Raw genomic sequence first — 13,969 nt, 5'->3', positions numbered from 1 at the left:
CGGCCCTCAAGACGTCATCGTGGTGAGCGACCGGCAGCATCTGTTCTACTGCCGCCGACAGATCAACGGTGTACTCGATCTCGCTGTGCCAGGCGGGGCCGAGCCATCTGCGGTGGACGGAGGCATGAGGCGTGGAAAGCGGTCGTTCACCGAGTAAAGGCTCATACCCTCAGAGGAGAACTTGGCCGCGTTCCATTCTGGCGCCAACGGATCATTGCAGCCAAGCGAGGCTAGGCGAGTGAGAAGCATGGTTGAGGGAACACCAACCGCTACGAGTTCGTTGTACAGCGCTGCTACGTGAATGTTGCCTGCCTGAGAGCTCTCCAGCACGACATGAGCCAGCCAAAGTGGGGCATCTGACGGAGGACAGAGCTGTTCAATGCCATGAATACGAATGGTCGTTCGCTGCTTGTAGCCTGTTGATTTGACTTCGAGGGCGCCATGCCTTCCGCGGAAGTCATGGCGTTGCCCAGTAGGTCCAGTCCACGACTCAACAGCGGTCGAGCTTCTCTTGGCACCTTCGAGTAGCATCATCAGCTCGCCAAGGAGGCCGATTAAACTATTCCTGCTTACGCTCTGGTCTTGGCTTTCCGCCAGCAGCGCGCGGTAGTCCTCGATAGTGCTCGTCACTGCAGTGACAGGCGAAGTGCCGGCAGCGATACGTGACACCATCTCTGTACAGAGCTCTCCGAAGAGCTGATGTAACCGAGGTTCAAGCAGACTGATATCCAGATACACTGAAGCAGCGCCATCCAGAGAGAGGCGAGATATGCGAACTTCAACGCTCGGCCCGCTCAGTGTTTTCGCCTGCAAGTTGGCTATAGAAGAGGCGATGGGTACCAGCAGCCGGGGAGCAGCCGTCTCTGTAAGGGCGAAGCGGACAGGGCCGAAACCTGTGTCCGCGTCGCCGGCGACCGTTGAGACCTCGGCTCGCGAATCTCCCCGACTAAGTTCGCGAAGACCCAGCCAGTGTTCGTGAGGAGACTTAGGCATCTGCTTCCTCAATCTCCGCGGTCGGATCATCCGCCAGTTGGTCCGGAGTGGGAACGTTAAGGTCTACGCTGAAGAAGCTGCTGGACTTATCCCGTTGACCCGGAAAAACGAAGCCCAGGCCAATTAGCGTCCCTGCCGCATCGAGCGGTACACGTTGATCCGGAGGGCTTGCCGGAGCCGACTCTCGATCAATCGGATAGATGAGCAACAACGGGACCTTGGGGCGACGGTCCTTCAGGTCCTCCCAACCCGCCGCCTTTGGCGCTTCATCTGCGACCACATCGGACAACAAGTCGTGTTTGGACATCAGTGCTTTGATGTCGGCGTAGTCTGATGGCTCAGCCAAGCGAGAACGAACGAACGGAACCATCTCCCCGAGCGAGCCCATGGCGACGGGGTTTGCACTGCCGCCTGAGCTCATGATCGCCACATTCCACTCCTTCAGCCTCGACGCAGATGCATCCAGGTATGCAAGCAGTAGTTCCTTGTTCAGGCTGAGCTGCTTGTCGCACATGCTGTAACGAGTCAGGAAGCTACGTATCGTGGATAGGGGAACCCCAGCAAACGTGTGAGGCTTTATCCTCTCGTAACCGCTATCGACAAGATGTTCCGCCAAGGACAAGGCAGCCTCCCAGTTCTTTCGGACGACCTCCTTGTCCTTATGATTGAATCTTGTAGTCTGTTCATGCTTCCCATCAAAGCTGATGCTGGCCCTTACGGCATGCGTCATTTTGGCTGCTGACGTAATGGCCAGTCCAGGAATCGAACGGACCTTGACCGCGAAATCGAGCGGACTTACTTCGGCAGTCTTGTAGACCGATATCTCCTTTCGGATCTCTTCCTCGACTTGGGCAAGTGCGCGAAAGTTCGAGATGAGATCAGTCGTCGTCCACAGCCTCGGCAGGTCCTCGTAACCTTTTCGGAAGCCGAACCATCGACCCATCTGCAGAAGTGTGTCGTACTGGCGAGAAGTCCTCAGGAAGAAGGATACGCACAGGCCCTCCAAGGTGAGGCCGCGAGCCAAGACAGAGCCGCCGACAACGATGTAGGTTCTTGCGCCCTTAGTGAAATCAAGGCGCTCTAAGCTCTCGCCGTTCTCAACAACAAGCTCAAGCGTATCCAGAACGAGGCCAAGTGAAACCTTCAGTGAAGATTCGAGATAGTTTGCAGGCACTTCCGCAACGAGCGGACTTCTCACAATCTCTTGGGCAAACACGTCCTTCAGGAGCTTTCCTGCGCTACCGCTCATGGCCCTCATGGCATCGCTGTTTGCCGAGATCCACGCTCGAATCGCTTGAGCCATGTTCTCATGCTGAACCACGTACGCCGAGGTGTGAACCAGCATGGTCATGTGATCATCCTGCTGACCGCGCGTTCGACGAATGGCGCATGAGATCAGGAACCATGCGATGGCTCTCTGCAGCTGGGGCGTCACAGCGGGCATGAAAGATTTGTGGCCGCCCTTTCCCTTTGGCGTTAGGAGCTCCAGCTCTTCGGACGGGATTGCGCGGAACATATCCCGTCCATAATCAATCTCCACATCATCGGCAGAAGCATCCGAGGTGCCGAACACTTCTAGCGTTCCAAAATAACCCTTGGGGCGCGGCAGGGCAGTGATGAAATCCTCGGGATACAGATCATCTAGCTTGTCGGCGCGCTCGGGAAATGGCTTGATGAAGACATTTGCAAACGGGGTTGCGGTGTAACCTACGTATGACACGCACGGAAGTGCTGCGATCAATCGCCGAATTGCTTCGTTGATACGCGTGATTTCTTCATCGTCGCCGGTAGCATTCACGGATGCCTGATCGCACTCGTCGTCAATGATGAGCGCTTTGAGCTTCCGCATTATTGGTGGTGGAGTTCTCGTGACGGTGTCGAGCAGTTTGTCCAGCCGCGTAGATTCCTTCTTCATCACCACCAACTGTGCACCGCCCTTATGGGGCATGACAAACTGATCATTAGCGGGCTTGATGAAGTCGCCAGCATCCTCTGTTGTCGTGTACATCTGCCAAAGCGTCCGGTGCCTTTCGACTACGTCGCTCTCGATGCGTCGCTGCGTTTGCGAGCGCAGCTTGTTCGTCACCCCGCCGAGAAGAACTATCAAGTTGTAGCCAGCATCGACGGCCTTTGCAATGACCGCAGTCATATTAGCCGTCTTTCCGGACTGCACGTAGCCAACGACCAAGCCCCGGCAGCGGAATGAGTCTTCAGCGGGATTGGCGAGCAACGATACGATCTCCGACGATGACTCGTCGAGCGATTCGGATGCTTCCTTCCAGTTCTTGACCTCCCGGAGATAGCCCAAAAGAGCTGGCCAATGCCGGTCGTGTTCTGACGGGCCTGTATACCAAGTCGGCCGGGGTTTAATCAGTGAGTTCTTTCGTAGAACTTCAACTTTCTGGAAAGACGAGCGAACACTTTCTACCGCTGCCTGAAAGTTTGCCTCGACATCTGCTGGAAAGTCTCGCATGACAGCTTCGAGATCTTGGCGGAGGGCCTGTACGGCGTTGTCCAAAGTATCGTAGCTCGGGAGCTTCGCCCGAATCATGTCCGAAAAAGCGTCAATCTGTGTCTTCAAGTCGGCATCCTGCGCTGTCGGGGGCAACAGAATGCAAGGCTGGATGTGCCCCCTGCAGCATCCATGCCCTTCAGCGAAGCGCTGCCTTCTAGTGCGCTGTGATTCGGTACTCGGATTGTCATCGACTGTGGCTATCTACGCAACCGACGCTTGAAGAGTGCGCAACGGGTGGAAAATCGTGGCGCGCATCGGCGCGGGCGAGAACTCAACGAAACCAGCGAGCGCATGAGCGCCACCCTCTTGCTGTTCGCCAAGGGCAGCGGACTAGAATGGGTGGACCACTTGCCGTTAGCGGAATCACGCGAATCCTGCGTAGGCAGGAACCGGCTTCGCGTCTATAGAATCGGATAACCCGGCCCATCTGCGTGCCGAGATGCCCGCTGAACAGGCGGCGCGAATCCCGATTGAGCAGTCCTTGCAGCAGTTCGAAGTGGTGAGCCAGAAGCGCGCGCAGGAGCCCTCATATGGAGCGCTTGCGAATGGCGCGTGGTTTCTGAACCGGTAAGTTTCTGGCCAGCGAAGCTTCCAGGTATCTGGCGTAGGTGTTGGTTATGGCCATCCTCCAGCGAAAAGCGATCGCTAGCGTTGCAAGGCCTCAATTGATGAGAACGGCTAGGGTTCAGGCTCTGGCGCACGGCGCACCACACTGGCTATGCTCCCCTAGCAGACATGTGGAGTAATCGTCCTGGAAGACCTGCTCAATCGATCCGCGCTGCTTCGCCAGGCGGTCCTCTCCACGGTGGATCATCCGCTGGCGGATGACTCGTCCAGATTGCTGGCATCAGTGGACGCAGCATTGCTGAGCCTTGAGCACGCAGAGGCCCTTGGTACGCTGCTGCAGACCGGCATGGCTTCCTCTGCGATGGTGTTGGTGCGCTGCCAGTACGAGGCATTCACGCGGTCAGTTTGGATCATGCACTGTGCAACTGAAGAGCAGGTCGAGCTGCTTTCCCTGCCGCCGGAAGCTGGAAAGAGCGAGGAACGGTTGCCGATGCTGTCGAAGATGTTGCACGCATTCGCGCAGGTACCTTTTCTGGCCCACCTGCTGCCACACCTCATCGAACTGAAAACGTATGCCTGGCAACCCCTGAACTCATTCGTGCACGCAGGGGTACACGCATTGAGTCGGAGCCGCGATGGTTTCCCTACGCCCTTGGCGATCAATGTCATCCGCATGAGCAACAATATGTCGATCATGGCGGGGCAGCATCTCGCCATCCTCAGCGGTATCCCGGATATGCAGAAGAAAGTGCTGCGGCTCAACGAGACGTATTCCGGGTGTCTTCTGTTCGATGAAGAGAAACGCCGCGTCATCAGAGAGGCTTCACTGTCAGGGCAGTCGATCTAGTTGATGGCGACTGTCCAGATCGACGGCGAAGAAGCGCGCTGCTGTTGCCCCTGCGTGCGCTGCATTTCTGCCGCCTGCTCGTGCGCTGGGCGCTGCCCGGTTTCCTCCACCTGGCTCAGACTCCTGTACCGGGCGTTGGCCAGAAGGCTGGCCTACATGCTCTCGCTGGTTTCGTCGAAGGTGCAGCCCGGCGCACCCATCCACCGCTTTGGCTCTAAGTGCTGGAAATGTGCCCGCCCCGCGGGTTAGCCTTCCCGAGCACACAGTTCTCGCCGCCGTATGGATAGGATGCCTCTTATGGAACCCATCGCCAAGAATGAGCCGAAGGCCGGCGAGTTCTTCAAGCTCCGCCCCGATGCAACGAGAGGTGGAAAAGGGCACGGCGTTGTCTTTGCGAACGAAGACGCCTTGCTGACGCCTCCACGGATCATTCTTCAGCCAGAGGGTGGCGGGTTCCCGTCGCTTCGTGAAACTCCGCTGCTCGTCTACCGCCCTCAAGAGGGTGTACCACCAGAGGACTTGGAAGGTGGGCTGAGCGGATACTGGCTCGTCTCGGAACGACTGCGCAGAGTGATGGAAACCGTTGATTCGGGTGCTTTTGCTTTTGCTGCCGTTGACTATCGGATGGAGGACGGATCGAAAGGGCCCGCCTACTTCCTCTGCGACGTTGTGCGAACGCTCGATGCCCTGGATGAGGAGAGCTCGCAACTCAAAATCATCATCAGCGACGACTTCGAGGCTGGCAAGTATTACCGACTTACCGGTGATGTCAGGCTTGCGTTCAAGCGCGAGGTCCTCGGTTCAGCGCATGTGTTCAAGCTTCCGTTCCACGGTGGCGTCTTCTGCGATCAAATCTTCAAGGAGGCTGTCGAGGCCGCAGGTATCGTTACATCAAGAGCCTCGAACGGACTCTGGTTCGAAGACGTCGTCAACTGCTGATCCGTATGCATAGGTGACAGGGAAGGAGCCTCGAAAATGCCAAGCTATCGTACGATCTTCCAGGATCACCACGGTATTGAACAGCAGACGCTGAAGAACAGCGAACTGCTTGCCAGGCTCCAGCGCGCTGGAAAGTTCAACATCCACGCGGAAGAGAATCGACTCTTTCTTCCTGCAGATCCACACTTCGCACAAGAGTTGGGCGTCACGCCCCACAGTGGCGGACCTCTTCGGGCCTATCAGGATGGGATGCTGGAATACCTGGACGAGATAGAGTCCACTCGAGACGGGCGCGCCGCATTGAGGGGCGATGTAGGCGCCATGGACCGGGTGGGGCCGCGTATCGAGCTGCTGCGAGACACCGTCAAGGCTGGCCTGATCAACGGCGATCTGAACACGAATACGTCAGTGGGTGAGACACCTGCGCTGACTAGTCAGAGAGTTCGATACTTCTTCGACAACATCGCCACCTATCAGCAGGCGCACGCCCAGCAGATCGAAGCGCTAAAGGGCTTTACCGCCATAGACCACACTTGGGGCGCAGTCGCAAGCTCAGAGTCGCGCATCGTCACCACGCTCAACCAGATACACGTGGACAGCAGGCCGCCGACGCGCGGTGGCAACATTGAACTCCAGCGCCAAGGCCTGTCCCTGGCTATCACCAACGCACACCACGACGGCCGCGTGATCCTGTCCACGCAGGGCATCCAGACCGTTGAGAAGGTACTAGGTGAGGAGGCTGCCTATCGCATCCGTGTCCCCCGCAGCCAACAAGGCGCCGCGTCCCTCGATCTCCTGATGGGCGAGGCATCCGCGCGCACGCTCGTACGCTCTGGCGGACTGCTCGCAACCGGCGTCGATGCCGTACTCACCGCACGCCGCTCCGCTGAACTGCTCGAACAAGGCAACGCCACCGCAGCCCAATCCGAGCTCAACCACGCCATTGCCCGCAATGTAGGCGGCTGGGCCGGTGGCGCGTCCACGGCCATGGCCCTGGGAGGCAGTGGCTTTGTGCCGGCGGCCGTGGTCGCGGCCGACGCCCTGCTGCTGAGCAAGGCCTTCGATAAGGGCGCGGATCTGTTGGACAACCGCGCTATCTACCACCAGACCGACAAGGCCGGCGTGGACTGGCAGTTCAACGGCCGAAACTGGGAGCGGCAGGCCGCGATTGATCGCACGCCGGATGGCCGGAGTAACCCGGTAGAGCAGGGCATTGCCGCCAGCTACGAAAAGTCCCAGGAGCTGGGCGCCATGGCCAGCGCCAAGGCGGTGGAGCTCGCGCTGGCCAAGACTCCAACGCCTCAAGACCCGTTCCGCATTCCCGCCCAGCCAAGCGACCAGCGCGGTTTGGACAACGCAGACTGGCACCGCAACCCGGATACCCAGGCCTGGGAGCGCCAGGTCAAAACCGGGCTCTCCGGCGCCAATGACCGTGGTATCTACGAAACCCAGGTCGCGACGCCGGAGCGTGCCCAGCAGCTCAACCAGCAGTCGCTGGGACGCATCGAATCCAACATCGCGACAGGCCAGGAGGCGATGGCGGCAACATATCTGGCAGGCCATGCAGCCCAACGCGCACAGCACTACGGCGTCGCCATTCCTGCGGCGGTCGAGGCAGTGCGGGCCCGCCCCGATGCAGTCCTGGGTTCGGACGGGCAGCGTTACCAGCGTAGTGATACGGGGCAGTGGCAGGGTGCGCAGGGGCTGGCGAGCGGTAACCTCGCTGCCGAACTGGAGCTTACCAACCAGATGCGCCAGCCCTCGCTGGAGCAGTGGCAGGATGAGCTTGTGGCCATCCAGTCCCGGCCTGCGCCCTCGCCCGCGCAGGTTGAACAGAATGAGCTGGTGCACCGCTACCGCAGTGCCGGTATAGATCTTTACGTAAACCCCGAAACCCAGCAGGCGATCGAGCTGGCTGTGCAGCGTACGCGCGAGGCCAGCGGCATCACCGGTCCGTCGCTGCAGCAGCTGCAGCGCAACGAAAGGGGCCAGTACGGGTATGACAGCCCCATCGCGCATTATCAGGCGGGCCAAGATGGCGTGGCACGCCAGGTTGCGGTCACCGGCAGCGATGAGCTGCGCCAGGAACTGGTGGAGGTTCGCGCACGGCAGGCAGTCGAGGCGCCCGTCCCAGACGCGCCGGAATTGCGTATCGCTGCGCTGTCACCCGATGAGCGCGAGGCCTACCAGCAGGCACTACGCGAGGCCAACCGCCAAGGCGTGTCCAGCGAGGAGGCACAGCAGGTCGCCAGCTTCGCGGCAGTCAGCGTTCACACACCGCTGCAAGACGAGGCCCAAGCGCCGCAGGCAGCCGTTGATGCAGAGCGGCAGCGTGATGCGGCTCCAGCGGTGGCTCCATCCCTGCAGACAGTTCAGCCGCCCGCCGTAGCGGCCATGACGCCAGCGCCAGTTGCTGTGCTGCCCGTGGAACCCGAGCGGACACCGCAGACGCCGCCGCCCGTGCACCGCGAGCAGCCGCGGGCCGAGCCGGATGCACGTGCCGGCACCAAAGCGCCAGAGGAGGCGAGCCCGCGCGAGACGCCTGGCGCGCAGCGACCCGACGTGCCGCCGGCATCCCCGCCGACGGAGCGCGACGGCGCCGCGTCCCAACCCATCGCTGCCCAGGCGCAGCAGACACCGCAGGAACGCCAGGAGGGTGCGCGGGAGCAGCCAACGCCCTCGCCGGAGCCGGGCGTCCGTGAGCCGAACATCGCGAGCTCTGAGCAGCCGGCGTCGACGGGGCAGCAGCTCCCGACTCAGCCCGCAGTGGTCGAGGCAGCAACGCGTTCATTGCACGCTGCGACAGACCACCAGACGCCGCCGGCGCTGCCCACCCCTGAAGTCGAGGCCGCGCAGCAGCCAGTGCATTCGTCGAGGACCACGACAGCAGCCGCTCCCGTTGCCGATGAAGCCGTAACACCACGTCCGCCCTCATCACCGCTGCAGGCTGACCATCCGGACCATGCGCTCTACCAGCAGGTGCGCGATGGTGTGGCTGCGCTCGATGCCCGGCACGGGCGCGAATTCGATGAAACCAGCGAGCGTATGAGCGCCAGCCTGCTGGTGCTCGCCAAGGACAGCGGACTGGAAAGGGTGGACCACGTACTGCTGAGCCAGGCTACGCCTGAATCACACGCGGGGAGGAATCTTTTTGTTGTCCAGGGTGAGCCGGATAACCCCGCCCACCTGCGTGCCGCGATGCCCACCGAACAGGCAGCGCAGGCGCCGGTTGAGCAGTCCCTGCAGCAGTTCGAAGCGGTAAGCCAGAGGCAGGTCCTTGAAGCGTCCGAGCGCCAGCAGGAACAAGCGCAGCTCGACCAGATTCAGCAGCAGGATACGCAGGCACGTTCGATGGGGATGCGCTGAATGAGGAGAAGCTCAGGCAGCGTGAGGCGACGGCGCAGACGGCTGGTGGCATGCAGAGGGGCTAGTGCCAGCACAGAGAGCCAGTCAGGATTAGCACGGGCTACATCGACGGTGCCCAAGCCGGGTGCGCTGCGCACTGGCACGAGCAGGCGGAAAGCTCATCCCATCCTCATAGCTTGACTTTGGCTATTCCTCGCAACCGCATCCTGCTCCGCCTGCTGGATCACCGCCGCAGCCTGTAACTGCTGCTCTTGGCTGACATTCGCCAACTGCCGCAGTGACTGCTCCGCAGGCGCCTGCACAGCAACGTCAGTCGCCATGGAAGCCCGTAGATGTGCAGCGTCATTGAGCTCACCCTGCACAACAAATACCCGTTGGCCTGCAGCAATCGCACCGGTGGCATCACTCAGCACCACATGGTCAGCCCACTCCAGCCCGTTCTCCTTGGCAAGCGCCACAAGACTCAACGTCATCCGTTCGCTCGTCTCGTCAAACTCTCGCCCCAGCTTGGCGTCCAGCGCGGTGACATGGCCGCGTACCTGCTGATAAAGCGGATAGTCGGCATGCGCCGGCCCCATCGCCAGCCGCGTAGCAGTCTCGCCACCGGGTACCCGCAGATCGTTGGAAACTACCTTCGGTGAGTCGATCAGCGTCCTGTAATTGTCGTCGGGATGGAACTGGGTGGCGCGCTCCTGTTGCTCAAGCCGGAGTTCGCGCGTGTCGTTCAGCCGGTCGATCACTGAGGCATTGCGCTCGCGGATAGGGATCGCGCCTTCAACCTGGATGTACCACGCTCGTTCCCGCTCACTGTAGACATGGTGAGAGCTCTGCATCCCGATGACGTTCGGATCATTGGTTGGCATTGCTTCCTTGGCCATCGCTAACTCATACGCGCCGAGCTTCGCGACATACATGCTGGCTTGGGCCCACGGCATGGCAGCGAAGGCGTTGCCGGTAGTGTCCAGCGCGCGACGCGTGCCTCGCGCTTCGTTGTTCAGCATGTCTTTCCAGACTGTTTCTGCCGCATCTTCGCCGTGCTTTCGCCGAGTGGCGTCGAGCAGGATTCGAGGTGTCCAGCAGTTCGGATCCAGACCGTGTTGACGGAATGCGTCGTCGTGCGCCACCTGTACGTCGCGCCCGGGCAGATTCAGTGCCAGCTCTGGCTTCCCGCGGGACATCCAGCGTTCGCGCAGTTCAACGTCGCGCAGCAACAGCGTCTGTCCAAAGCTGTCCCACTCGCGCTCACTCAGCACCCGATTGTCCAGGCGGGGATCCCGGTCGTGCTGTGTGCTGGCTTGGGACTGGGCGTAGGCGTTGGCTACCTGGCCAGGCAGATTGTCGTTACGGACGACGCCTAAGGCTAGCAAGCCATAGCCGTCTCCACCTTCCTTCTGTGCCAGATAATTCCAGTAGAGCTCGCGGTTTCCACTGTCCGCGTATCGACGCAGGATGGCAATGTCGTTTTCATTCAAGCCGCTCATGATCAGTTCCCTGGCCTTCTACTAGAGTCAGCGAATCCTGTAGCGGGCCATCATGGTCCGCACAGCATCCTCGATGGCCTTCCAGTCCTTGAGCAGCACACGTGGGTAGCGGATCGTCATGGAAATACTGTCGTTGAGATCGACAATGTCGTGCGTGCAGTCTGCAATGATCCGGGCTCCATCAGGGACCAGCAGCTCGCCTTCGACTACCAGCCCATCCAGCCCATTTTCCGGCTGACTGCACCTGATCAAGGTCTTGACCTTACCGTCGCTGGACCGCTCCACATACCAATCCTTTTCTGACTGTGGGTTGCGGATCGGTAGCTCGCCGAACTCCTTCAGATACTCCTGGGAGTAGGTGGCCATCTTCTTTTCATCAACGGCATAGGGAGTGATTCCGAACTGAGGTGGCTTCGGAATACGCAAATCCAGTCGCCGTGTGGGATCTCTGCGGGTGACAGAACCTTCTGGCGTTATCGCTTCGGTGCTCGCAATGCGCTCCAGTAGCCCTGTGATTGGAACCGCATCCACGTAGTCGATCAGCACTCCGATCGCACGATAGTGATCGGCCATCGAGCGGGTAGGCCGTGTTCCGGGCGGGGCCGCCTGCAGGCCTGGCCACATGAGGGTAAGTCCAACGCCACCGCCGATGGCAGGACCGATCTGGTCATCGTAGTAGTTTGCTGGGAACGCGAACCGGTGTGGTCCGAACTCCGCCACAACTGGCTTGGTGGTGTAGGTGTACCCATCAAGGGTACGGCTCTCGGCTGGATTCTCAGTCATGGCAGCTTCCTTTTCAGCCTTCTCAGACGATGGTCCCTGGGCGCACGCCGTATTGAGGGCCGCGGCCAATGCCAAGGCAATGCACCGACTGGGTGACAGGACGCTCATGGGACCAATCCTTTGTGGGTCATCGGACGGATTGTAGGATCCGCTCCGTCAATGATTCGGTAAGCGGTCACGCTTCCCAAATCTTGCTCGCGGGCAGCTCACTTCAGCTCTTGATAACTTCAGAACTTCTTGCCTTCGTGATCGGTATCCTTGCCAAGCGCATCATGATGGGCTAACTGAATCAGCGGATTCGGTACCTGGCCAACACTGTCCGCGCTGCACCTTCGATGGATCTCCAGTCCTTCAGCAGGACGCTGGGGTAGACAAGGGTCACCGATAGGCTGTCAGCCTGGTCCACAAAATAGTGGGAACAGCTGGCAACCCTGTCTGCTCCATCGGATACCAGCGCTGCGCCCTTGATATGCAATCCTTGGCGACCGTTCTGCGGCTGGTCACACTTGATGAAAGTCGACAGTGTGTCGCCGCTGGAGCGGGCGACGTACCAGTCATCCTCGTATCTGGGATTGCGTACTGGTGGCTTGCCTCGCTGGTCCGAGTAAGCCATGGAATATGCCGCCATCCGGTCTTCATCGATTACGTACGGGGTAAGCCCGAACTGCTCAAGCGCAGGCCTACGCATGTCCAATCGATTACGCGGGTCTTGACGCTCGACTGAGCCATCTTCGGTCTTGGATTCCGTACTGGTTCTCCGTTGCAGCAAACTGCCGATGGGCACTGCGCCTACGTGATCAATGGACATACTGATCGCACGGTGATGGTCGGACATTGAGCGTGTCGACCGCGTCCCAGGAGGCGCAGCATCAAGCTCGGGCCACATCAACGTCAACCCGACCCCGCCGCCGATAGCAGGGCCGATCTGGTCGTCGTAGTAGTTGGCTGGAAACGCGAACCGGTGCGGGCCGATCTTGGCCTCAACGGGCTTGGTGGTGTACGTGTACCCATCTACGGTGCGGCTCTCGGCCGGATTTTCAGTCAGGACAGCTTCCGCTTCCGTCCTGTCAGATGATGGTCCTTGGACGCACGCCGTCGTGTAGAGGGCTGCAGCCAATGCCAAAGCAAGGCATCGACGAGGTGCCAGTAAACTCATGGGACCAATCCCTCCTGGGTCATCTGCAAGGTCGTAGGGCCCAACGCCCCGCCGGCCCGGACTTCAGATCCATTGCGAGGCGCCGTCGGAAAGCGAAAAGGTCTGACCCGCTGAACCAGACGAGTCCACCATCGCCCGCTGCTTGCCTACGTGGTACCCGCCCCACGCGGCTGCCATGCCAAGGCACGCGAAGATGATGCCCACCTGCCAGCGCGTATCATGCAGGCCGGATGCACCCAACAGAATCAGCGCGAAGCCAATGAAACTCACGTGGTAGCCGATAGCCAGCACCAGGAAAAGCAGCCCGAAAAGCAGCAGGACAACGCCCAGTTTGCCACGACGGTTTGACGTATCGAGCACGATGTTCCTCCTTGGAATCACTTGCGGTGCAGAACCGGTGGGGTTGCTCGGCAGCAGACGCAGCGGCAATGGTGCGACATTGCGTTGGCCTGCCTCTGTCTCTTGTCCGACATTACCGCGTGCCGGCCCGGTGTGCACCCTTGTCCCACTCCCGAGCCCTGACCCTGCGGTGTCACCTACGTCCTACGAGGATTGCTTATAGTCATACACCATCCCGCAATGGATAGGCCACGAATGCGCCTGCTGTCTTCCTGCCGCTTGCTGGGATGTGCTCTCGCCGTCGCGTTGAGCGTGGGTGCCTGCGCCAGGCCGCCATCCGCCCAACACCCAGGGAACCCAGCTGGGTCGGACCCCCCAGACCGGTGCATCCACTACTTCGTCGATGTGGAAAGCAAGCTCTCTATCAGCATGGACTACAAGCGCGCCTCTCTTCAGGACTGGAAACGCATCGAGGACGCTGTCCGCGAGGTGCTCAAGCGCAGCCGGTCAGTCTGATCGAAGCAAGCAGAGGACATAGACATGCGTGGCTGCTACCAGGACGCCTGCTACAGTGATCGTGAGGCCAGCAGCTAGACGGTCCAGGAAGGAGTCGATGATGATAGTGCCGATGCGATACGACAACAGAACGATGCGTAGGTTGAATCCTGACGTCACGACTCTTAGAAGATATTCCCGCGATGGCAATCGCGAGTTGCGCCGGAGCTCTTTCTCCCGGCCCCCGGCCCCCCGGCCCCCCGGCCCCGATAGACAATCGATAATGAAACGGAATCAGCCGCGACGCGGGGAGTTCTTCCTGCTGCAACCGGACACAACCCGCGACGGTTGATCGCCATCTGCGCGATGCCATCATGGACGCAGGCATGGGGACAGCAAAGCAAACACATGGGGTGTGGTTTACCGATGCGGCGGACATCTGAAGTCACAAAGTCCAAGCTGCAGCATGGTTCAGGCGCTACTAGAGG

At 60.2% G+C, this 13,969-nt stretch carries 9 protein-coding genes; 3 read left to right on the top strand and 6 right to left on the bottom strand.

Annotation, left to right across the window (positions count from 1 at the left end; all coding sequences use genetic code 11):
* Positions 1-45: 45 nt before the first annotated feature.
* Entirely contained in the window at positions 46-993 is a 948-nt protein-coding gene (locus ABB28_RS18520) for a PD-(D/E)XK motif protein (RefSeq protein ID WP_161809849.1), read from the bottom strand.
* Entirely contained in the window at positions 986-3,574 is a 2,589-nt protein-coding gene (locus tag ABB28_RS03765; RefSeq protein WP_211260360.1) for a Z1 domain-containing protein, read from the bottom strand. Before ABB28_RS03765 ends, ABB28_RS18520 begins: the two co-directional genes overlap by 8 nt.
* Positions 3,575-4,313: 739 nt before the next feature.
* Between ABB28_RS03765 and ABB28_RS03760 the strand changes: the two genes are divergently transcribed.
* From ABB28_RS03760 to ABB28_RS18335, 3 genes are all read left to right on the top strand, one after another.
* The gene (locus ABB28_RS03760) at positions 4,314-4,922 is read left to right on the top strand and encodes a DUF6988 family protein (RefSeq protein ID WP_245625273.1); all 609 of its coding nucleotides are present in this window, start codon (positions 4,314-4,316) and stop codon (positions 4,920-4,922) included.
* 297 nt (positions 4,923-5,219) lie between these two features.
* Positions 5,220-5,861, top strand: coding sequence for a DUF1629 domain-containing protein (locus ABB28_RS03755; protein ID WP_425479511.1), 642 nt, complete (start codon positions 5,220-5,222; stop codon positions 5,859-5,861).
* A 36-nt stretch (positions 5,862-5,897) separates the two neighbouring features.
* The gene (locus ABB28_RS18335) at positions 5,898-9,227 is read left to right on the top strand and encodes an XVIPCD domain-containing protein (RefSeq protein ID WP_083491907.1); all 3,330 of its coding nucleotides are present in this window, start codon (positions 5,898-5,900) and stop codon (positions 9,225-9,227) included.
* Positions 9,228-9,385: 158 nt separating this feature from the next.
* Here the strand turns inward: ABB28_RS18335 and ABB28_RS03745 are convergent, their stop codons facing one another.
* The 4 genes from ABB28_RS03745 to ABB28_RS03730 all read right to left on the bottom strand — a co-directional run bounded on the left by ABB28_RS03745 (position 9,386) and on the right by ABB28_RS03730 (position 13,007).
* Positions 9,386-10,708 (bottom strand): XVIPCD domain-containing protein, encoded by a 1,323-nt coding sequence (locus tag ABB28_RS03745; RefSeq protein ID WP_057507347.1) that lies wholly within the window; start codon positions 10,706-10,708, stop codon positions 9,386-9,388.
* 27 nt (positions 10,709-10,735) lie between these two features.
* Positions 10,736-11,491, bottom strand: coding sequence for a hypothetical protein (locus tag ABB28_RS03740; protein ID WP_245625272.1), 756 nt, complete (start codon positions 11,489-11,491; stop codon positions 10,736-10,738).
* 289 nt (positions 11,492-11,780) lie between these two features.
* Positions 11,781-12,647 carry a hypothetical protein gene (locus ABB28_RS03735; protein WP_057507345.1) on the bottom strand — a complete coding sequence of 289 codons (867 nt, stop codon included), beginning with the start codon at positions 12,645-12,647 and terminating at the stop codon, positions 11,781-11,783.
* 63 nt (positions 12,648-12,710) lie between these two features.
* On the bottom strand, positions 12,711-13,007 hold the full coding sequence (locus tag ABB28_RS03730; protein ID WP_057507344.1) for a hypothetical protein: 297 nt from the start codon (positions 13,005-13,007) through the stop codon (positions 12,711-12,713).
* Positions 13,008-13,969 lie beyond the last annotated feature (962 nt).

This window comes from Stenotrophomonas chelatiphaga, from assembly GCF_001431535.1.
Lineage (GTDB): Bacteria > Pseudomonadota > Gammaproteobacteria > Xanthomonadales > Xanthomonadaceae > Stenotrophomonas > Stenotrophomonas chelatiphaga.
Note: the sequence above shows the minus strand (reverse complement) of the source record. Positions and strands in the feature narration are given on the sequence as shown.